The organism is Arhodomonas sp. KWT2 (genome assembly GCF_041949875.1).
Lineage (GTDB): Bacteria > Pseudomonadota > Gammaproteobacteria > Nitrococcales > Nitrococcaceae > Arhodomonas > Arhodomonas aquaeolei.
Map to the genome: position 1 here is coordinate 43,466 of NZ_JBHFPQ010000043.1, position 20,921 is coordinate 64,386.

19 protein-coding genes are annotated in these 20,921 nt (G+C 70.9%); 4 read left to right on the forward strand and 15 right to left on the reverse strand.

Annotated elements, in window-relative coordinates; all coding sequences use genetic code 11:
- Positions 1-33: 33 nt before the first annotated feature.
- The 7 genes from sufU to ACEZHJ_RS09560 all read right to left on the reverse strand — a co-directional run bounded on the left by sufU (position 34) and on the right by ACEZHJ_RS09560 (position 6,854).
- Positions 34-480, reverse strand: coding sequence for a Fe-S cluster assembly sulfur transfer protein SufU (sufU, locus tag ACEZHJ_RS09530; protein WP_018718166.1), 447 nt, complete (start codon positions 478-480; stop codon positions 34-36).
- On the reverse strand, positions 481-1,728 hold the full coding sequence (locus ACEZHJ_RS09535; protein WP_163138885.1) for an aminotransferase class V-fold PLP-dependent enzyme: 1,248 nt from the start codon (positions 1,726-1,728) through the stop codon (positions 481-483).
- A complete protein-coding gene (gene sufD / locus ACEZHJ_RS09540) occupies positions 1,725-3,053 on the reverse strand; it encodes a SufD family Fe-S cluster assembly protein (RefSeq protein WP_375036468.1) in 1,329 nt (442 codons plus the stop codon). The genes ACEZHJ_RS09535 and sufD overlap by 4 nt, the downstream gene beginning before the upstream one ends.
- 9 nt (positions 3,054-3,062) lie before the next feature.
- The gene (gene sufC, locus ACEZHJ_RS09545) at positions 3,063-3,818 is read right to left on the reverse strand and encodes a Fe-S cluster assembly ATPase SufC (RefSeq protein WP_018718169.1); all 756 of its coding nucleotides are present in this window, start codon (positions 3,816-3,818) and stop codon (positions 3,063-3,065) included.
- Positions 3,819-3,902: 84 nt separating this feature from the next.
- Complete coding sequence (gene sufB / locus ACEZHJ_RS09550) at positions 3,903-5,342, reverse strand: Fe-S cluster assembly protein SufB (RefSeq protein WP_026321080.1); 1,440 nt, start codon at positions 5,340-5,342, stop codon at positions 3,903-3,905.
- Complete coding sequence (locus ACEZHJ_RS09555) at positions 5,326-5,817, reverse strand: SUF system Fe-S cluster assembly regulator (protein WP_163138883.1); 492 nt, start codon at positions 5,815-5,817, stop codon at positions 5,326-5,328. Before ACEZHJ_RS09555 ends, sufB begins: the two co-directional genes overlap by 17 nt.
- A 161-nt stretch (positions 5,818-5,978) precedes the next feature.
- The gene (locus ACEZHJ_RS09560) at positions 5,979-6,854 is read right to left on the reverse strand and encodes an SHOCT domain-containing protein (protein ID WP_375036469.1); all 876 of its coding nucleotides are present in this window, start codon (positions 6,852-6,854) and stop codon (positions 5,979-5,981) included.
- A 143-nt stretch (positions 6,855-6,997) separates the two neighbouring features.
- Between ACEZHJ_RS09560 and glk the strand changes: the two genes are divergently transcribed.
- The gene (glk, locus tag ACEZHJ_RS09565; protein WP_163141925.1) at positions 6,998-7,972 is read left to right on the forward strand and encodes a glucokinase; all 975 of its coding nucleotides are present in this window, start codon (positions 6,998-7,000) and stop codon (positions 7,970-7,972) included.
- A gap of 72 nt (positions 7,973-8,044) precedes the next feature.
- The gene (locus ACEZHJ_RS09570; protein ID WP_163141928.1) at positions 8,045-8,524 is read left to right on the forward strand and encodes a MarR family transcriptional regulator; all 480 of its coding nucleotides are present in this window, start codon (positions 8,045-8,047) and stop codon (positions 8,522-8,524) included.
- Positions 8,525-8,541: 17 nt separating this feature from the next.
- Here the strand turns inward: ACEZHJ_RS09570 and ACEZHJ_RS09575 are convergent, their stop codons facing one another.
- From ACEZHJ_RS09575 to ACEZHJ_RS09590, 4 genes are read right to left on the reverse strand one after another with little or no spacing between them, the layout of a single operon-like run.
- On the reverse strand, positions 8,542-9,528 hold the full coding sequence (locus ACEZHJ_RS09575) for an NAD(P)H-quinone oxidoreductase (protein WP_163141931.1): 987 nt from the start codon (positions 9,526-9,528) through the stop codon (positions 8,542-8,544).
- A gap of 46 nt (positions 9,529-9,574) precedes the next feature.
- Positions 9,575-11,011 carry an RsmB/NOP family class I SAM-dependent RNA methyltransferase gene (locus ACEZHJ_RS09580; protein WP_163141934.1) on the reverse strand — a complete coding sequence of 479 codons (1,437 nt, stop codon included), beginning with the start codon at positions 11,009-11,011 and terminating at the stop codon, positions 9,575-9,577.
- Between the two features lie 60 nt (positions 11,012-11,071).
- Complete coding sequence (locus ACEZHJ_RS09585; RefSeq protein WP_163138655.1) at positions 11,072-11,779, reverse strand: hypothetical protein; 708 nt, start codon at positions 11,777-11,779, stop codon at positions 11,072-11,074.
- A complete protein-coding gene (locus ACEZHJ_RS09590) occupies positions 11,776-12,150 on the reverse strand; it encodes a hypothetical protein (protein ID WP_163138654.1) in 375 nt (124 codons plus the stop codon). The genes ACEZHJ_RS09585 and ACEZHJ_RS09590 overlap by 4 nt, the downstream gene beginning before the upstream one ends.
- Before the next feature lie 481 nt (positions 12,151-12,631).
- Here ACEZHJ_RS09590 and ACEZHJ_RS09595 point away from each other — a divergent pair, with 481 nt between their 5' ends.
- Positions 12,632-13,816 (forward strand): FAD/NAD(P)-binding oxidoreductase, encoded by a 1,185-nt coding sequence (locus ACEZHJ_RS09595; RefSeq protein WP_163138653.1) that lies wholly within the window; start codon positions 12,632-12,634, stop codon positions 13,814-13,816.
- A gap of 82 nt (positions 13,817-13,898) precedes the next feature.
- On the opposite strand, the gene xdhC is transcribed toward ACEZHJ_RS09595, so the two are convergent.
- Genes xdhC through xdhA form a run of 3 tightly spaced genes read right to left on the reverse strand, consistent with a single transcriptional unit; the run spans position 13,899 to position 18,498 of the window.
- The gene (gene xdhC, locus ACEZHJ_RS09600) at positions 13,899-14,684 is read right to left on the reverse strand and encodes a xanthine dehydrogenase accessory protein XdhC (RefSeq protein WP_018718180.1); all 786 of its coding nucleotides are present in this window, start codon (positions 14,682-14,684) and stop codon (positions 13,899-13,901) included.
- Complete coding sequence (xdhB, locus tag ACEZHJ_RS09605) at positions 14,681-17,038, reverse strand: xanthine dehydrogenase molybdopterin binding subunit (RefSeq protein WP_018718181.1); 2,358 nt, start codon at positions 17,036-17,038, stop codon at positions 14,681-14,683. Before xdhB ends, xdhC begins: the two co-directional genes overlap by 4 nt.
- Positions 17,035-18,498 (reverse strand): xanthine dehydrogenase small subunit, encoded by a 1,464-nt coding sequence (xdhA, locus tag ACEZHJ_RS09610; RefSeq protein ID WP_018718182.1) that lies wholly within the window; start codon positions 18,496-18,498, stop codon positions 17,035-17,037. The genes xdhB and xdhA overlap by 4 nt, the downstream gene beginning before the upstream one ends.
- A gap of 305 nt (positions 18,499-18,803) precedes the next feature.
- Here xdhA and ACEZHJ_RS09615 point away from each other — a divergent pair, with 305 nt between their 5' ends.
- Positions 18,804-19,511, forward strand: coding sequence for a GntR family transcriptional regulator (locus tag ACEZHJ_RS09615; RefSeq protein WP_163138652.1), 708 nt, complete (start codon positions 18,804-18,806; stop codon positions 19,509-19,511).
- 13 nt (positions 19,512-19,524) lie between these two features.
- Here ACEZHJ_RS09615 and guaD read toward each other — a convergent pair whose 3' ends face one another.
- Positions 19,525-20,844, reverse strand: a complete 1,320-nt coding sequence (gene guaD, locus ACEZHJ_RS09620) for a guanine deaminase (protein ID WP_018718184.1) — start codon at positions 20,842-20,844, stop codon at positions 19,525-19,527.
- Positions 20,845-20,921: the final 77 nt, after the last annotated feature.

Sequence of the window (20,921 nt, forward strand, 5' to 3'; positions counted from 1 at the left end):
GCTACGCGCGGGACGGCCCGCGGCCTCGTGCGCTCACTCCGCGGTGAACTCGCCCGCTTCCCGGATCGCCGCGTCGAAGGTGTGCCACGCCAGGGTGGCGCACTTCACGCGCATGGGGAACTCGCGCACACCGGCGAGCACGGCCACCTTGCCCATGGACGGGTCCACCTCGGCGTCGTCCTCGGTCACCAGGTGGCGAAAGCGCTCGAACAGCGCCTTCGCCTCCTCCACCGTGTGGCCCTTGAGCGCCTCGGTCATGATCGAGGCGGAGGCGGTGGAGATGGCACAGCCGTCGCCCTGGAACCCGATGGACTCGATCACCCCGTTGTCGTCGACCTGCAGCTCCAGGTGGACGCGGTCGCCGCACAGCGGGTTGTAGCCGTCCGCCTCGTGGGAGTGCGGATCCACCGGATGGAAGTTCCGGGGGTGCTTGTTGTGGTCGAGGATGACCTCCTGATACAGATCGCGCAGCTCAGACATTCAGCCGAAGAACTCCTTGACTCGATGGAGGGCGTTGACCAGCGCGTCAACGTCTTCCCGGCTATTGTACAGGCCGAAGGAGGCGCGCACCGTCGCCGGCACGCCGAAGCGGTCCATCACCGGCTGCGCGCAGTGGTGCCCCGCGCGCACGGCGACCCCCTCCTGGTCCAGGATGGTGCCGATATCGTGGGGATGCACGCCGTCGAGGACGAAGGAGATCACCCCCGCCTTGTGCGCGGCATTGCCGATGATGCGCAGCCCCTCGATGGCCTCCAGGTGCTCGGTGGCGTAGGCCAGCAGCGCCTGCTCGTGGGCGCCGATGCGCTCCAGCCCGATGCCGCGTACGTAGTCCACGGCCTCGCCCAGGGCAATGGCGCCGGCGATGTTCGGCGTACCCGCCTCGAAACGCTGCGGCGGCGGCGCGAAATCGGACTTCTCGAAGGTCACATAGCGGATCATCTCGCCGCCACCCTGGTAGGGGCGCATGCCCCGCAGCAGCTCGAAACGCCCCCACAGGGCACCGACGCCCGAGGGACCGTAGAGCTTGTGCCCCGAGAAGCAGTAGAAATCGCAACCCAGCGCCTGCACGTCCACCGCCATGTGGGGCACGCCCTGGGCGCCGTCCACCAGCGTCGGCACGTCGGCCTCGCGCGCGGCCGCGATCATCTCGGCGACGGGATTGATCGTGCCCAGGGCGTTGGAGACATGGGTGATGCTCGCGAACCGCGTCCGCGGGCCGAGCCGGCCGCGGAAGTCGTCGACGTCCACCTCGCCGGTGTCGGTCACCGGCGAGACCACGAGCTTCGCCCCGGTCTCCTCGCAGATGAGCTGCCACGGCACGATGTTGGAGTGGTGCTCCATGCCGGTGATCAGGATCTCGTCACCCGGCTGCAGCTGCGGGCGCACGAAGCTGTGGGCGACGAGGTTGATCGCCTCGGTCGTGCCCCGCACGAACGCAACCTCGCGGTGATCCGGGGCGTTGAGCAGCGCCGCCACGCGCTTGCGCGCCCCCTCGTAGGCGTCCGTCGAGCGCTGCGAGAGCTGGTAGACGCCACGGTGGATGTTGGCGTAGTACTCGCGATAGCAGCGGGCCTCGGCGTCGATCACGCACGCCGGCTTCTGCGCGCTCGCCGCGCTGTCGAGGAACGCCAGCGGCCGGCCGTTCATCGGCCGGGCGAGGATGGGGAAATCCTCGCGATGGGCCGACACCGGCGCCTGATGCTCCGTCACGGGCTCCACGGTGCTCATATCACGCTCCTCACCGTCTCGTCGCCGGGCAGCCACTCGAGCAGCCGTCCCCGCACGTGATCGTGAACCGTCTGCAGCCGGATGGGCTGCAGCATCTCGCTGGCGTAGGCCAGGGTCAGCATGGCCTGGGCGTCCGCCGGGCCGATGCCCCGGGAGCGCAGGTAGAACAGCGCCTCGTCGTCGAGCTCGCCCACCGTCGAGCCGTGGGCGCACTTGACGTCGTCGGCGTAGATCTCGAGCCGCGGATTGGAGTGCGCCAGCGCCAGCTTGTCGAGCAGCAGGTTGCGGTTCTGCTGCTGGGCGTCGGTCTTCTGGGCGCCCTCGGCCACCCGCACCACGCCGTCGAACACCGTCTCCGAGCGGCCCTGGAGCACGCCCTTGAACAGCTGGTGACTGGTGCCGTGCTCGGTGTTGTGGTTCACCCACGTGTGGAAGTCGCAGAACTGCCGGCCACGGGTGAGATACAGGCCGTTGAGGGTCACGTCGGCGCCCGCGTCGTTGATGTCCGCGTGGACGTCGGTGCGCGCCAGGCGCGCCCCGGTGGCGAAGGCGTGCAGCGCCACCTGCGCGTCGCGGGCAGCGGCGACGTGGACCGTGCCCACGTGGAGATCGCCGTCGCCGGCCTCCTGCAGGCGGTAGCCGGTGACGATGGCGCCGTCCTCGGCGATGACCTCGGTGACCGGCGCGGTCAGCGTGTTGGCGCCGTCGGCACCGATGAAGTGCTCGATGAACCGCACCTCCGCGGCCGACTCCGCGTGCACCAGCACGCGGGGGTAGACGGCGCGGCCGTCGGCCTCGCCGGTGTCCACGTGCACCACGACCACCGGCCGCTCCACCGCCTGGCCGCGGGCAACGTGTACGAACGCGCCGTCGCGGAAGAAGGCGGTATTGAGCGCCGCGAACGGCTGCTCGGCGATGGGCGCACCGCTGCCGATACGATCGGTGACCGCCGCCGGGGCGTCGTCGCCGTACTCGGACAGCGGCGCCACGGTGAGCCCGCGGCCGGGTTCGCCGAGGTTCGACAGCCCGGTGTCCAGGGTGCCGTCGACGAAGACCAGCAGGTGCGCCTCGCCGGCGAGCTCGCCGACACGCCGCGCCAGCTCCGGCGATACCGAACCACCGCCGTCGGCGACCGGGAAGCTCTGCCCGGTCAGCGGCGCCAGCGGCGTCTTCCGCCAGGGCTCCTGCTTGGGGCCGGGCAGGCCGCGGGCCTCGAAGGCCTCGATGGCACGCCGACGCAGCGGCGCGAGCCAGGCCGGGCGGCCGTCGTCACCGGCATCGAAGGCCTGCCGGTAGACGCTCTGGGTTTCAGCCACTGCTTCCATGGGACCCCCTTACGCCGCCTCGTCGTCGAACAGCGCGTAGCCGGAGCGCTCGAGCTCCTCGGCCAGCTCCTTACCGCCGGTCTGCACGATCCGGCCGTTGACCAGCACGTGCACGGTGTCCGGCACGATGTGCTCGAGCAGCCGCTGGTAGTGGGTGATCACCAGGAAGCCGCGTTCGTCGTCGCGCATGGCGTTGACGCCGTCGGCGACCGTGCGCAGCGCGTCGATGTCGAGCCCGGAGTCGGTCTCGTCGAGGATCGCGAGCATGGGCTCGAGCACGGCCAGCTGGAAGACCTCGTTGCGCTTCTTCTCGCCGCCGGAGAAGCCCTCGTTGACCGGGCGCTGGAGCAGCGACTCGTCGAGCTTCACGGTCTTGGCGCGCTCGCGGATGAGCTGCAGGAACTCCATCGCGTCGAGCTCCTCCTGGCCGCGGTACTTGCGGATCGCGTTGAGCGCGGCCTTGAGGAAGTAGGTGTTGGACACGCCGGGGATCTCCACCGGGTACTGGAAGCCGAGGAAGATACCCTCCCGGGCGCGCTCCTCCGGCGCGAGCTCCAGAAGGTTGCGGCCACGGTAGCGGATCTCGCCGGCGGTGACCTCGTAACGCTCGTCACCGGCGAGCACCTTGGAGAGCGTGCTCTTGCCCGAGCCGTTCGGGCCCATGATGGCGTGCACCTTCCCCGGCTCGATGTCGAGGTCGATGCCCTTGAGGATCTCGGTGCCGTCCACCGAGGCGTGCAGGTTCCTGATCTCCAGCAGTGCCATGTCTGGCCTCCAGCGAATTCTTGCGGGTCCGGTTCGGCGGCGCGCCCTCGTCGCGGGGCGCTGCCACGGTGTCTCGTGCGCGGTTCAGCCCACGCTGTCCTCGAGGGTGACCTCGAGGAGCTTCTGCGCCTCCACGGCGAACTCCATGGGCAGGGTGCGGAACACCTCCTTGCAGAAGCCGTTGACGATCAGCGAGACGGCGTCCTCGGTGTCGATACCGCGCTGGTTGCAGTAGAACACCTGGTCGTCGCTGATCTTCGAGGTCGTCGCCTCGTGCTCCACCTGCGCGGTGGGGTTCTGCACGTCGATGTACGGGAAGGTATGCGCCCCGCAGGTCGAGCTCATCAGCATGGAGTCGCACTGCGAGTAGTTGCGCGCGCCCTGCGCCTTGGGCGTGATCCGCACCAGGCCACGGTAGCTCTGCTGGCCGTGGCCGGCGGAGATGCCCTTGGAGACGATGGTGCTGCGGGTGTTCCGCCCCATGTGGATCATCTTGGTGCCCGTGTCCGCCTGCTGGCGGTGGCGGGTCACGGCCACGGAGTAGAACTCGCCCACCGAGTCGTCGCCGCGAAGCACGCAGCTCGGGTACTTCCAGGTCACCGAGGAGCCGGTCTCCACCTGGGTCCACGAGATCTTGGAGCGGTCGCCGGCGCACAGGCCGCGCTTGGTGACGAAGTTGTAGATCCCGCCCTTGCCGTTCTCGTCGCCCGGGTACCAGTTCTGGACCGTGGAGTACTTGATCTGGGCGTCGTCCAGCGCCACCAGCTCGACCACCGCGGCATGGAGCTGGTTCTCGTCGCGCATGGGCGCGGTGCAGCCCTCGAGGTAGGAGACCGACGCCCCCTCCTCGGCCACGATGAGCGTGCGCTCGAACTGCCCGGTGTGGCCGGCGTTCATGCGGAAGTACGTGGACAGCTCCATCGGGCACTTCACGCCCTTGGGGATGAACACGAACGACCCGTCCGAGAACACCGCCGAGTTCAGCGCGGCGAAGAAGTTGTCGCCCTGGGGCACGACGGTACCGAGGTACTTGCGCACCAGCTCCGGATGTTCACGGATCGCCTCGGACATCGAGCAGAACACGATGCCGTGCTCGGCGAGCTTGTCCTTGTAGGTGGTGGCCACGGACACCGAGTCGAATACCGCGTCCACCGCTACGCCGGCGAGCATCTCGCGCTCGTGCATGGGGATGCCGAGCTTCTCGTAGGTCTCGAGCAGCTTCGGGTCCACCTCGTCCAGGCTCTCCGGGCGCTCCTTCGGCGCGGCATAGTACGAGATCGCCTGGAAGTCGATCGGCTCGAAGTTGACCTTCGCCCAGTCCGGCTCCGGCATCTGCTGCCACTGCCGGTAGGCCTCCAGGCGCCACTCCAGCATCCACTCCGGCTCCTCCTTCTTGGCGGAGATGAAGCGGATGATCTCCTCGTTCAGGCCCGGCGGTGCCGACTCCTGCTCGATGTCAGTGATGAAGCCCGCCTCGTAGCCGCGGGTGGTCACTTCTTCCAGGGTCTTAGACGTCGCTGACATAGCGGACTCCGGAAAACTCAATGGGAAATTCGTCACGGGCACCCGGCCCGGCGGTGCCAGGCATGTCGGGCTCCGGGGCACTCATCTCGGCGAGGGTGATGCACGAGAGCGCCTCGTGCACCACCCGGTTGATTCGGGTCCAGTTGCCGCTGACCGTACAGTAGTTGCTGTACTGGCAGGCCTCGACCCCTTCCTCCACACACTCGGTGAGCGAAATGGGGCCTTCCAGCGCGGCAATGATCTCCGCCACCGTGATCTCCTCCGGGCGCCGGGCGAGGCCGTAGCCACCCTTGGCACCACGGTACGAGACCAGGATGCCGGCCCGTGCCAGGTGCTTGAGGATCTTGCTGACCATCGGCTGCGGCAGCCCACGCCGGTCCGCGAGCGTCGCCGCGGTCACCCGCGCGTCGTCATCGCGTGCCAGCATCGACAGGATGCCGATGCCGTAGTCGGTTTCACGGTTAATTCGTATCATCGCAGTCCGGATTCTAACTCAAAACGGACTCTTTTGGTACAGATTAAACCGATGACCGGTCCAGCGGCTGGGACAGCCGCGGCGGGCGGACCTGGAGAAGGGGGCGGGAATGGCGGGGACGCCCCCGGACGGGGCGCCCCCGCAACGACAAGGCGGGCGCCTCAGAGGGTCTCGAGGACCTCCCGACGCTTGCGGCTGTACTCCTCATCGGTAATCAGGCCGTCCTCGTGGAGGGACTTCAGCAGCTTCAGCCGGTCCCGCGCGGTGCGCGACGGCGCCGCCGCCGGGGTATCGGCCGCCGCCGGCGCCGGCTGCTCCGCCGGATCGGTCCCGGCCTTCGCCCCGGCCTCGGGGAGTGCCGGGAGCTCCCCCTCCGAGGTCTTCACCGGGAGCACGACCCAGTCGGCGCGCTCCATGCGCGACTCCCAGCCGCGGCTCCAGACGGTGCCGCCCTCGTTGATCACCGCTTCGCGGGTGCCCACGCGGGCATCGGCGACGAACGCGCGCACCTCGTCCTCGGGCAATGGCTCGGAGACCGTGCCGAAGAGCACGTTGAGCCGGCCGTCCTCGACGAAGACCCGCGCCGTGGTCAGCCGCACGGGATCGAAGAAGGTGAAGCCGCCGCGCCGCGAGGCGGTGGCGAAGGCGACCGCCTGGTCCGGACCGGCCTCGGCAAGCCCGCGCACCAGGGTCGGCACCAGGACGTCGAGCTGGGCGACGCGAAAGAGCCGGATGGCGCGCTCGTTGTCACCGTCGCGCTCGACGCGCAGCTTGATGTCGTAGAGCGCCTGGCGCAGCCACTGGGGATCGACGTGTACCGGCTGATCATAGCCGCCACCGCGGGGCTCGGCGGCCACGAGCTTCACCCAGCCCCGGTCCGCGTCCGACCAGATGGTCTTCTGGCCGACGACCTCACCCGGCTGCGCCTTCTCCTGCCCCGCGCCGGGCGGCGGCGCGGTGACGCCGCAGCCGGTAACCGCGGCCGCCAGCAGCAGGCCCGCGGCCACACCCGTGATTCCCTTGGTCAGCGTGCCCATGGTCACTCCGTGTTCCGTTGTTGGTTTGACAGTCGTGCGTGGACGAAGACTATCACCGCTGTCCCCGTGACGTCCCCATCGCGCCGTGACGGAAACGTTACACTCGGCAGACAGGGATAACGAGACACCAGGAAAGAGCGCCCATGACAACGACCCACGCCAGTCCACCCTGGCTGATCGCGGACATCGGCGGCACCGGGGCCCGGTTCGCGCTGGCCTCCCCCGGGGACGGCTCGGTCCACCACGTCCGCGAGCTGGCCACCGCCGACTTCGCCGACCTCGCCGCCGCCGCGGGCCACTATCTCGACGGCCTGCCCGACGGGCCGCGCCCCCGCCAGGCCCTGTGCGCCATCGCGGCCCCGATCGCCGGGGACCAGGTCGAGCTGACCAACGGCTCGTGGCGCTTTTCCACGACGCAGACCCGGGACCGGCTGGGACTGGAGCGGCTGGAGCTGGTCAACGACTTCGTCGCACAGGCGCTGGCGGTGCCGGGGCTGTCCCCCACGGAGTGCGTGCCGGTGAACCCGGGCGCCGCGGCGCCGGGGGCACCGATGGCCGTGCTGGGTCCGGGCACCGGGCTCGGCGTGTCGGTGCTCGTGCCCTGCCCCGGTGGCGGCCATCACGCCATCGGCGGCGAGGGCGGGCACGTCAGCTTCGCCCCCTGCGACGAGCGCGAGGAGGCCGTCGCCCGGGCGCTGCGGCAGCGCTTCGGCCACTGCAGTGCCGAACGCGTCGCCTCCGGGGTGGGGCTCACCGCGGTCCACGACTGCCTCGCCGAAATCGCCGGCGCCCCCACCGGGGGCCTGTCGCCGGCGGAGATCATCGCCGGGGCGGACGCCGGCGACGCCCGCGCTGCAGAGACGCTGGCACTGTTCACCCGCGGGCTGGCGACGGTGGCCGCCGGGCTCGCACTGACCGTCGGCGCCCGCGGCGGCGTCTACCTGGGCGGCGGCATCCTGCCGCGCCTGGGAAACCGCTTCGACCACGCCATGTTCATGACCCGGTTCACCGCCAAGGGCCGGATGCGCGACTATCTCGCGACGATCCCCGTGTGGCGCGTGGACGCACCGCTGCCCGCCCTCGCCGGCCTCGCCCACGCCGTGACCGAACGGGGCTGAAGCGGACCCATCGCACGCCAGCATGTTACGATCAGGCATTAATAGTAGAACGACGATGACTAGGCACGGTCCATGACCCGTTCCACACAGACCGACGACGCGGCGGATATCGACCACCTCGGGCTCATGCTCGCGGAGACCGCCCAGCAGTGGCGCCAGGCCCTGGACACGCGGCTGCGCCCGCTGGGCCTCAGCCAGGCCAAGTGGCGCACCCTCATGAACATCTCCCGGGGTGGCGAGGGGCTCACCCAGCGGGAGCTCGCGGCCCGCACCGGCATCGAACCGCCGACGGTGGTGCGGCTGCTCGACCGTCTCGCCACCGACGGCTGGATCGAGCGCCAGGCCTGCAGCGACGACCGCCGGCGCAACCGCATCTACCTCACCGAGCGCGCCCACCGGGCGCTCGATCACATCATGAGCGTCGCCGCGGCACTGCGCGACGAGATGGTCGAGGGCCTCGACGAGGCGGAGCTGGAGACCACCGTCGCCGTGCTCGAGCGGCTGCGCAAACGCGCCGCGACGATCACGGAATCCGAGCGCGAGCGCGACTGAGCCGCGCCCGCGGCGGCTCAGCCGTGGGTGAGCACCAGCTTGCCAAGGTGCTGACCGGACTCCATGATCCGGTGCGCCTCCGGCGCCTGCGCGAAGGCCACGGTGCGGTCCAGCACCGGCGCCAGCGTTCCGTCCGAGAACCGCGGCAGCATTTCCGCCTCGAAGGCACGCACCACCTGGATGCGACGCTCCAGCGGCAGGCTGCGCATGGTCATCGCCCGGAGCGTGAGCCGGCGCATGAGCACCGCCCCGAGGTTCAGCTCGGTGCGGCTGCCCCCCATCATCCCCACCAGCACCAGCGTGCCCTCCGCGCGCAGCGCCTTGAGCGCCGCGGGCAGGCCGTCGCCGCCCACCAGGTCCAGGATCACGTCCGCCCCCTCGCCCGCGTTCGCCCCGCGCACCGCGTCCGCGAGTGACGCCTCACCGTCGTCGACGAAGGTGGCGTCCATGCCGTGGGCGCGCACCGCGTCCAGCCGGGCGGCGTCCCGGCCGGTGCCGAGACTCCGGGCCCCCATGGCGCGGACCAGCTGCACCGCCGCCGTGCCGATACCGGAAGTGGCGGCACGGACCACGCAGAAACCGCCCGGGCGCAGACCGCCCTCCAGGGCGATGGCGCGCCATGCGGTCAGGAAGGCCTCGGGGATCGCCGCGGCCCGGGCATCGTCCATGCCGGCGGGCACCGGCAGGGTCTCGCGCTCGTGCACGAGCACGCGCTCGGCGTAGGCGCCGCCGCCGACCAGCCCCATCACGCGGTCACCGACACGGCGTGCCACGCAGCCTTCGCCAACGGCCTCGACCTCGCCCGCATACTCCAGCCCGGGCACGTCCGCGACCACCCCCGGCGGCGCCGGATAGTGACCGAGGCGCTGGAGCACGTCGGCGCGGTTGACGCCCGCGGCGCGCACGCGCACCACGAGCTGGCCGGGGCCGGGGACCGGGTCCGGGCGCTCGGCAAGGGTCAGCGCCTCGGGGCCACCGGGTTCGGGGATGTGCCAGACCTGCATCGGCTCGTCTCCTATGGCGGGTGAATGCGTATTCGCGGACGCGGGCTCAGCGCCCGGCCCAGGCCTTGGGGTGAAGGCTGGCGAAGGCCACCCGGCCGTCGGCCTGGCGGCCACGCACGTGGGCCACGCCGATGCCGTGCCCCCGGTGGCGGACCAGCACGTAGGGTGCCTCGGGGACCTCGGCACGGTCGAGATACAGCGGCCGCCGCGCGATGTAGTCGGCAAGGCCCGCGTCGTCCACGTCCAGGGTATTCGCCTGCGCCGCCGGCGCCCAGGCCAGCGCGAACGCCGTGGTCGGCTTCGGCGGCCGGGCCTGCGTACCGAGCACCGGCAGACCGGTGGTCTGCGTCGCGAGCCCCGGCGGCAGGCGGTGGTCCGCGCTCACCGCGCTGAGGTAACGGCCGCCGCCACGGTGGGTGGTGACGCCGGCAAAGGCGTCCTCATCGAGCCCGTAGGTCGCGCCGAGCTCGTCGAGCACGGCGTCGTCCGCGCCCGCCGGGTGGACCAGCGCGCCGTCGGGTTCGGGACCGTCCACCTTCTCCAGCACCGCCGCGAAGAACCCGCCGGTGTCGTTCTGGTGCGGCCATACCCGCGCGGCCCCGGCGAGCGACGGATCGAAACCCGCACCCGCCCACTCGGTGATCCCCGGCGCGCAGTCGAAGCCGGACAGCCGGGCCGGGCGCACCGCGAGCTGGCCGGGAAAGGCGCGCAGCACCGCGTCCACCACCGCCTCGTTCTCCTCGGGCGCCACCGTGCAGGTGGAGTAGACGATGCGCCCCCCGACCCGCGCGAGCCGGACCGCCCGGGCGAGCAGCCGCCGCTGGCGCGCCGCCAGGCGCTCGCGCATCGCGGCATCGGCGACCTGGAAGTGCTTCATCGCGCGCTCGCCGACGACCTTGCGCCAGATCCCCTCGCCGCTGCACGGCGCGTCCACCAGGACGCGGTCGAAGGGGCCGTTGGAGAGCGCCAGGTCCTCGCCGGGGCGCAGGGTGATGCTGACGTTGAGCAGCCCCAGCCGGCGGATCGTACCCTGCAGCGGCGACAGGCGCCCGCGCTGGACCTCGTTGGCATGAACGGTGCCGCGATTGCCCATGGCCAGGGCGATCTGGGCGGTCTTGTTCCCCGGCGCCGCGCACATGTCCAGGACGCGCTCGCCGGGCAAAGGGTCGAGCAGCATCACGGGCACCGTCGCGACCGCCTCCTGGGACTGGTAGAGCCCCGCGAAGTAGCCCCAGTGGCCACCCGCCCCGAACCCTTCTGGCAGGCGCAGGGCACTCGGGTGCCAGGACAGCGGCGTGCTCCCGACCCCCGCCTCCGCGAGCAGGCGCCGCAACCCATCGCGGTCAATGCGCGTGGGATGCGGCCATACCGTGGGCGCCAACGGGCGGGCGAGGCTGTCCAGGAAGGCGTCCCAGTCGGGGACGATGGCGCGGTAGCGGCCGAAGACCTGCTCCGCCGTGGCATTCGGGGCGTCGTCGCTCATGGCACCATCGCGGCTGGTGGGGCGCGACAGTATGCCAGCCGACACGCCGCGCTTCACGGCTCAGATGACGTCGTGGCCGGCGGCGAAGTCGCGCAGCAGCGCGCCGAAACGGGCATGGTCGTCGTGCTGATCGAGACTGGCCCGCGCCCGGCGCTCCACCTCGGCACCGGCCTTCTCTCCGGCCCGGGGCAGCAACGCCGTGAAGAAATCGCGGTCGAATTCCGGATGACCCTGGACGGTGAGCACGCCCGGCGCCGCGCTCGCATAGTGCGGGCAGAACGCCCCCGCGGCGATGCCCTCGAGCCCGGGCGCGGGCTCGAGCACCTGGTCCTGGTGCACCGACAGCAGCGCCAGGGCCTCGCCCGCCGCCCAGGGGCCGAACGCGCGGGTGGCGGCGACCGGATAGATGCCCAGTCCCCAGCCCTGCGGCGAGCGCGCCACCCGCCCGCCCAGGGCGGCATGGACGATCTGGTGACCGAAACACACCCCGAGCAGGCGCTGCCCGGCGTCGCGGGCCGCGGCCACGAATTCCCGAAGCTCGCCCACCCAGCCGGTGTGCGCCCAGGCGTCCGCGCGCGAGCCGCTGATCACCCAGCAGTCGGCCTCGGTGACGCTCTCCGGCCGCTCACCGGCGTGGAAACGCCACGAGCGCACCGGGCCGGCGTCGCCGAGCATCGCCCCGAACAGCGCGCCGTAGCTCGGCCACGCCGTATCGAGACCCTCGTGGAGGTCATCGCAGAGCAGTACGCCGATACGCGGCGTGCTCATGCCCGCGCCTGCATCCGCCGCCGCAACCGCGCGAACCAGCCATGATGGGCCGGCGCCTGGGGTACCGCCGGGGTCTCGCGGGCGGCCTGCTCCGCTGCCCGCGCCGCCTCGGCGGCGAGACGCATCTCGTTACGCAGGAAATGGTTCATCGCCCCGCGGTTACCCATCGACTCCACGAACTCGAGATAGACATTGCGCACGAGTTTGAGATCCCGCCGCGCCGAGCCGGTCACCCCCCGGCGTTCGAGATGCATATCCAGCCGCGCACTCATGCCGAAGAGTTCGGCAAACTCCTCCAGCTTGGCGATCTGGCTGTTGATGTCCCAGCCAAGCTCTTCGGCCACCCGCAGAAACTGCTCATCCACAAACATCGCAACGACCCCCGCAACGGGCGGCGGGGCAAACACCCCGCCGCGAAAAAGACCCACTGACCCAAACGGAAATACCCCGGGGCCGGGAGCCGCCGGGGCCATCGAGCCGGTCATAGGTATTGCCGCTTCTCGGAGCGTGACGCATCTGGCCGCACGGCGCGCTCATGCGCCGGCGTGGCGGGCCAGGATCAGGCGGGGGCCGGACCACGCATCGGGCCTCCGACACACTCCCGGGGAACGGTACGGCAGTACCTATGACCGGATCGGAGACTATTTTCACGCTGCATCGCACAAACGGCAAGACGCTGAGTGATGGGAAATTTCAATCGTTCCATTGAGGCGGTGAATCGCTCGCAATGAGCAAACTCAAACCGGTATGGTTTTTTAGTTCCCAACGGTCATAACAAAGAATCCATTATTCCTTCAAAATATATATAGCCCTGCGTAAGGTTGCCGGAAACGCACAACCGGGGCGAGGGGCATGACGCAATCCCATGACGTTCTCATCGTCGGCGGAGGCACCGCCGGCATCACCGTGGCCGCCCAGCTGCGCCGACGGCGCAGCGACATCGACGTCGCGGTCATCGAGCCGTCCGACACCCACTACTACCAGCCCGGCTTCACCCTCGCCGGCGCCGGCGTAGCGCGTCTGCCGGAGCTCTCGCGCCCGACGGCCCGGGTGATGCCCGACGGCGTGACCTGGCACCGTGCCGCGGTGACCGCGGTGGATCCGGCACAGTCCCGGGTGGGCCTCGACGACGGCCGCGAGCTCGGCTACAGCCACCTGGTGCTCGCCCCCGGCCTCACGGTCGACTGGGACGCCATCCCCGGCGTCGCCGAGGCCCTCGGGCGCGACGGCGTCTGCAGCAACTACTCACCCGGCACCGTCGGCTACACCTGGGAGTGCCTGCGTAACCACCGCGGCGGCCGGCTGGTGTTCACGCAGCCGCCGATGCCGATCAAGTGCCCGGGTGCGCCGCAGAAGATCGCCTACCTCGCCGCCGACCACCTGCGCCGGCAGGGACACCGCGACGAGGCACAGATCGATTTCTACACCGCCGGCAAGGCGCTGTTCTCGGTGCCCGAGTTCGTGCCGCCGCTGGAGCGAGTGGCCGAGCGCCACGGTATCGACGTGCACTACGGCCGCCGCCTCACCGCGGTGGACGGCGCCCGCCGGGAGGCCACGTTCACCGGCGAGGACGGCGACGAGACCGTCGGCTACGACGTCCTCCACGTCACCCCGCCCCAGCGCGCCCCGGCGTTCGTGCGCGAGGGACCGCTGGCGGACGAGGCGGGCTGGATCGCCGTCGACAAGGCCACCCTGCGCCATCCCGACTACCCGGCGGTGTTCGCGCTCGGCGATGCCTGCAACACGCCGAACTCCAAGACCGCCGCGGCGGTGCGCCGCCAGGCGCCGGTGGTGGTGGACGGCCTGCTCGCCGAGCTCGACGGCCGCACCAGCGAAGCGGCCTACGATGGTTACGGCGCCTGCCCGCTGACCACGGCCTACGGGCGGGTGCTGCTCGCGGAGTTCCGCTACGGCGGCGAGCTCGCTCCCACCTTCCCCGGTAAGCCGACGGAGGAGCGCCGGAGCATGTGGCACTTCAAGAAGGACTTCCTGCCGCGCTTCTACTGGCACCACCTGCTGCGCGGCGGCACGCTGTAGGCGCGGCCCGGCAGCGGCTTCCGCTGCCTGTCGCCGCCGCGGACAGCACCGTGGGTGCCGCGCATCGACCGACCCGGCCGAGTCAGGAGCGGCCCCCGGCGTCGCGCCACTGGAGGAGCTGGGCGGCGACGGCGACGCCGATCTCCGCGGGCCGCTTACCACCCACGCCGGGCAGACCGATGGGAATGGTGAGCCCGTCGATGGTGGCCTCGTCGAGCCCGCGCTCGGCGAGGCGGCTGCGGAATCGCGCGCGCTTGGTCTTCGAGCCGATGGTCCCCACGAACGGGAAACGCCCGGCACGCAGCGCGGCGTCGACGATCTCCAGGTCGATGTCATGGCTGTGGGTCATGGCGATGACGAAGGCCCCGTCGGGCAGCGACTCGACCTCCTTCTCCGGCTGCTCGGCGAGCACCGGCTCGGCGACACCGGGCACCGCCTCCGGGAACATGCCGGGGCGAGAATCCACCCAGTGGATCCGGCAGGGCACGTCGGCGAGCACCCGGACCAGCGCCTGACCCACGTGGCCCGCGCCGAACAGGCCGATGCGGAAGGCGGCCGGCCAGACCGGCTCGAAGAGCAGCGACATGCGCCCGCCGCAGGCCTGGTCGATGGCGTCGTTGAGGGTGAAGGACTCCAGCGCCGGGCCGTCGATATTGCCCGCACCGGCGGCGAGGATCTCGCGCGCACGCTCCTGCGCCAGGTGCTCGACGGTGCCGCCGCCGAGGGTGCCGCTGGCACCCTCGGCGGTGACCAGCATCTTCGCCCCGGGCTCCCGGGGCGAGGAGCCCTCGATGGCGACGAGGGTCACCACGACGCAGGCCTCGTCGGCACGGTAGTGCCCGGCCAGGCGCTCGCTCCAGTGGCTCATCCGGCGACCTCCGGCTGCGCCGCGGCAACCCCGGCGCCGACGGTCCCGCGCACCGCCTGCACGGCCATGAGCACCGCCTCCGGCGTCGCCGGGGCGTGCAGCGGCGCGGCCACGCGATAGTCGGCCGCCGAGGCGACCGCGTCCTTCAGCGCGTGGAGTACGGAGATCGCCAGCATCAGCGGCGGCTCGCCCACCGCCTTGGAACGGTAAAGGGCCTCCTCGACGTTCTCGCCCCGCTCGTAGATGCGGGCGCGGAAGTCGGCGGGCAGATCACTGCACGCGGGGATCTTGTAGGTGGACGGCGCGTGGGTCATCAGCCGGCCGTGTTCGTCCCACCACAGCTCCTCGGTGGTCAGCCAGCCCATGCCCTGGATGAAGCCGCCCTCGATCTGGCCCATGTCGATAGCCGGGTTCAACGAGCGGCCCACGTCGTGGAGGATGTCCACCCGGGTGACGCGATACTCGCCGGTGAGCGTGTCCACCACCACCTCGGAGCAGGCCGCGCCGTAGGCGAAGTAGTAGAACGGCCGGCCGGTGCCGTCCTCGTTGATCTGGAGCTTCGGCGTGGCGTAGAAGCCCGCCGCGGAGAGCTGCACGCGGCGGAAGTAGGCGAGGCGTACCACCTCCGCGAAGGACGCGAGCTCGCGGCCGCCGGCGTACACGGCGTTGTCGCGGAAGGTGATGGCGGCGTCCGTGGACACGTCGAAGTGGTCGCGGATGACCGGAAGCAGCCGGTCGACGATCTTCGTCGCCGCGTTGTAGGCGGCGGCGCCGTTGAGGTCCGAGCCGGAGGACGCCGCCGTGGGCGAGGTGTTCGGCACCTTGCCGGTATGGGTGGCGGTGATCCGCACCCGCTCGAGGTCGATGCCGAAGACCTCCGCCACCACCTGGGCCACCTTGATGTGCAGTCCCTGGCCCATCTCGGTGCCGCCGTGATTGAGCTGGACGCTGCCGTCCTGGTAGACAAGCACCAGCGCGCCCGCCTGGTTGAGGTGCTTGGCGGTGAAGGAGATGCCGAATTTCACCGGCGTCACCGCGATGCCCTTCTTCAGCCAGGGGCTCGCCGCGTTGTACGCACGCACCGCCTCGCGTCGGCGGGCATACTCCGAGCTCGTCTCCAGCTCGCCGAGCAGCTCGGGGAGGATGTTGTCCTCCACGGTCATGCCGTAGGGGGTGATGTTGCGCTCGTCCACGCCGTAGAGGTTGCGGCGGCGCACGGCCAGCGGATCCAGGCCGAGCTCGCGGGCGATCTCCTCGATCACGTGCTCCATGCCCACCATCCCCTGGGGCCCACCGAAGCCGCGGAAGGCGGTGTTGGAGACGGTGTTGGTGCGCAGCCGCCGGGAGGTGATCTCGACGTTCTCCAGGAAGTAGGCGTTGTCCGCGTGGTACATCGCCCGATCGGAGACGGAGTGCGAGAGGTCCGGCGCGTAGCCGCAGCGCACTGCCTGCATGAAGGTGATGCCGCGGATGCGGCCGTCGTCGTCGAAGCCCACCCGGTAGTCGATGCGCAGATCGTGGCGCTTGCCGGTCATGGTCATGTCGTCGTCGCGGTCGAGGCGGTACTTCACCGGCCGCCCCGTGCGCTGCGCGAGCAGCGCGGCGATGACCGCGATCTGCGCCCCCTGGGTCTCCTTGCCGCCGAAGGCGCCGCCCATCCTCCGGGTCTCCACGGTGACCGCGTGGTCCGGCAGGCCGAGGACCTTCGCGACCAGGTGCTGCACCTCCGAGGGGTGCTGGGTGGAGCTGTAGACGAGCATGTCGCCGTCCTCCTGGGGGACGGCCATCGCCACCTGGCCCTCCAGGTAGAAATGCTCCTGGCCGCCCACGTAGGTCCGGCCCTCAAGATGGTGGGGCGCGGCCTCGATGGCGGCCTCCGGCTCACCACGGCGCCAGCGCTTGGGCGCCAGCAGGTCGGCGTCGGCGTCCAGCGCGGCATCCACGTCCAGGATCGCGGGCAGGTCCTCGTAGTCCACCTCGGCGCGCATCGCCGCGCGCCGGGCGGCGTCGATGCTGCCCGCGGCGACGGCGAACAGCGGCTGCCCGTAAAAGAGTACCTCGCCGTCGGCAAACACCTGGTCGCCCGGGAAGACCGGGCCGATGTCGTTGGTGGTGCCGAGCCCCTCCGGCGTGACCACGGCGGCGACGCCCCCGCCGTCGACCGCGGAGACGTCCAGCCGGTTGATGCGGGCATGGGCGCGCTCCGCGAGCCGGGCATAGGCGTGGAGCAGCTCCCGGGGCTCGGGCAGGTCGTCGACGTAGCGGGCGCTGCCGCTGACGTGCTTGTGGGCGCTGTCGTGGGGCCGGGCGACGTTCACGCCCGGGTTGCCCCGGCGGGTATCGGTCTCGCTCATGACGCGGCCTCCTCCGCGAGCACCCGCGTGCGGGCCTGCGGATCCGTCGTCTCGATGTAGAACTTGTGCAACAGCTGCGCGGCAACGAGCCGGCGGTACTCCCGGCTCGCGCGCATGTCCGTGATCGGGGTGAGCTCGGCGGCCAGCGCGGCCTCGCCGCGACGGACCCCGGCCTCGTCCCAGGCGGCGCCGGTGAGCTCGCGCTCGGTGCGCGGCGCCCGCCGCGGGGTGGCGGCGACGCCGCCGAAGCCGGTACGGATCGCCACCACCCGGCCGTCCGACAGGCGCAGGCGGAAGGCGGCGCAGACCGCGGAGATGTCCTGGTCGAAGCGCTTGGAGATCTTGTAGCAGCGGAAGTGCTCGTCCCCGCCGAGGGCGGGGATCCAGACACGCTCGACGAACTCCCCGGGGCGGCGGTCCTGGCGGCCGTAGTCGATGAAGTAATCCTCGATGGGCATCTCCCGCCGGCCGTCCGGGCCGTTCAGGGTCAGCCGCGCCCCCAGGGCGATGAGCACCGGCATGCTGTCGCCGATGGGCGAGCCGTTGGCGATGTTGCCGCCCAGGGTCCCGGAGTTGCGGATCTGCACCGAGGCGAAACGGCGCAGGAGCTCGCCGAAGTCCGGGAAGCGGCGCCCAAGCACGTCCAGCGCCTCGCCGTGGGTGACCGCCGCACCGATAGCCACGCCGTCCGCGTCCTCGTGGATGCCGTGGAGCTCCGCGACGTCGCCGACGTGGACCACCGTGTCCAGGTCCATGTGGCGCTTGGTCACCCACAGCCCCACGTCGGTGCCGCCGGCGAGCAGGGTCGCGTCCGGGTGTTCACCGAGGACCCTGGCCAGGCCGTCGGCGGACACCGGTGCGAAGTAGCGCCGCCCCTGCCACGCCAGCGCCAGGGTGTCGGTGCGGCGCAGCGCCGTCAGCCGCTCCGCCGTCCCGGCGGCCCGTGCACGGACCGGGTCGTCCCAGGGATAGTCGTGCATGGCGAGCGCGGCGTCGACGATCGGCCGGTAGCCGGTGCAACGGCAGAGGTTGCCCGCCAGGGTATCGTTGATCCGCTGCCGGTCCGGACGCCCGCCCTCGAGGTAGAGCGCGAACAGCGACATCACGAAACCGGGGGTGCAGAACCCGCACTGGGAGCCGTGGTGGTCCACCATCGCACGCTGGACCGGGTGCATGGCGCCGTCCGCGCCAGCGAGGTGCTCCACGGTGAGTAGCTGGCGACCGTCGAGCACCGGCACGAAGAGGATGCAGGCGTTGACCGCGCGATAGCGCATGCCACCCTCCCCGTCCGGCTCGCCGAGGACCACGGTGCAGGCGCCGCAGTCCCCCTCGGCACAGCCCTCCTTGGTGCCGGTGGCGTACTGGTCCTCGCGCAGCCACTGGAGCACGGTCCGGGTCGGGTCCACGTCGCGGAGCTCCCGCATCTCGTGGCCGAACAGGAAACGCACCGAATCCGTCATCATCTTCTCCCGCAGCCCGGCGGCCTGTCGAATCGCCGCCTGTACCCAAAGACTAGAAGCCTATTGTCGACATTCAAATCCGCCGATCCGGCCCTGCATGTCGCCGGACGGGAACCACCGCCCCGCATTCCACCGGCATCATCCGGTCATGGGGGCTATTTGACGACAGTATTAGACATTAATTGTCGACACAACATGAAGGCAACTTTCCCGGGGACCGGTGCGTGACGTAATGCGGCAAACGGGTTACCTTACGGGGCCTTACCCAATGCCCCAGGCAACCGTCACGGCCGACCTTGAACGACATGGTGCAATCGCTGGCTCAGGGACGTAGCACGCACTCGGCGGCACGCGCCGAGGACCGGATCTACGACGCAATCCGCCACGCCGTACTGGCCCAGCAGCTGCCGCCGGGCTCGCGTCTGCCGGAGCTGACACTGAGCGAGATCTTCGGGGTAAGCCGTTCGGTGGTCCGCCGGGCGCTGGTCCGGCTCGCGGGCGACCACATCATCCTGATGCGGCGCAACCAGATCGCGGTGGTCGCGAGACCGGGGCCGGAGGAGACCGCCCAGATATTCGAGGCGCGCCGCCACATCGAGAGCGAGGTGATCCGCCAGGTCGCCGGTCACCTCGGCGAGACGGCGCGCACGGAGATCGCCGGCCTGGTCGACGCCGAGCACACCGCCCACCGCGAGGGCGCCCACGAAGACCGCATCCACCTGTCCCTGCGCTTCCACGAGCGCCTCGCGGACTTCTGCCCCAATCAGGTGCTCGCCGGGATCCTGCGTGAGCTGATCCTGCGCACCTCCATCGCGGTCGCCCTGTACAAGGTCCCGGGGATCAGCGCCTGCTACCGCGAAGGCGACCACCGCGGCATCGCGGATGCGATCTTCGCCGGCGACAGCGAGCTCGCCGCCCGGCTCGCCCGCGAACACCTCGACCACCTTGAGCAACGCCTGACCCTCGCCGAGCGCGACGGCCAGGTCGACCTCGCGAGCATCCTCCGGCGCTGAGCGGGCGCCGCGCTCAGGAGGCGGCGCGGGTATAGGCGGGCTGGCCCTGGAGCCAGGTCTCGGCGATGCAGTGCTCGTCACCCAGCGTGAACAGCGCGAACAGCCGCTCCGCGACGGTCTCCGCCGCGGCGGTGCGCCGTGCGATCATGGGCGTCGCGGCGGGGTCGAGCACCACCAGGTCCGCCTCGCACCCGGCACGGAAACTGCCAATGCGGTCCGCCACGGACAGCGCCTCCGCCCCCGCCAGGGTCGTAAGGTAAAGCAGCCGCGCCGGCGACAGCGCCGTCCCCCGGAGCTGGGCCACCTTATACGCCTCCGCGGCGGTGCGGAGCATGCTCATGCTGGTACCGCCGCCGACGTCCGTCGCCAGGCCCACCCGCACCCCCGCGCTGCGCGCCGCGGCGTAATCGAACAGGCCGCTGCCGAGGAACAGGTTCGAGGTCGGGCAGAAGCCCATGACCGCCCCGGTCTCCGCCATGCGCCGGCGGTCGTCGTCGTCCAGGTGGATGCAGTGGGCGTAGAGTGCGCGCTCGCGCAGCATGCCGTAGCGGTCGTAGACGTCCAGGTAGCTCCGGCTCCAGGGGAAGAGCTCCGCCACCCAGGCGACCTCCTGGGCGTTCTCGGCCACGTGGGTGTGCACGTAGGTGTCCGGGTACGCCCGCGCGAGCTCGCCGACCCGCTCTAGCTGGGCGTCGCTGGAGGTGGGCGCGAAGCGCGGGGTGATGGCGTAACTCAGCCGGTCGACGCCGTGCCAGCGCTCGATCAGCGCGCGGGTGTCGCGGTAGCCCGTCTCCGGCGTGTCCCGGAGGTAGTCCGGGGCGTTGCGGTCCATCAGCACCTTGCCCGCCGCCAGGCGCATACCCCGCGCCCGCGCCGCCTCGAGGATGGCGTCCGCGGAAACGGCGTGCACCGTGCCCAGCACCAGTGCTGAGGTGGTGCCATTGCGCAGCAGCTCGTCGACGAAGAACCGCGCCGTCTCGGCGGCGAGCCCGGCATCGTGGAAACGCCCCTCTGCGGGGAAGGTGTAGCGCTCCAGCCAGGTGAGGAGCTGCTCGCCGAAGCTCGCGATCACGTCGGTCTGGGCGTAATGGACGTGGCAGTCCACCATCCCGGGTATCACCAGCCGGCCACGGTGGTCCGCCACCGGGGTGTCCGCGTCCAGCCCGGGGAGCACGGCGTCTGCCGGGCCGGTGCGCACGACCCGGCCGTCCTCGATGACGATCACGCCGTCCTCGAGGATCTCCAGCGCGTTCGGGTCGTCGCCCTCGCCCGGGTCGTGCAGGCAGTGGACGATGCAGCCGCGGATCGCACGGCGCGCCTCGGATGGGCTCATTGTCACCGGCGCGTCCCCCTCTGGGCGAACTGAACACAATCAAAGAGGATAACTGTATTCACTTCGCCGGGGGAACC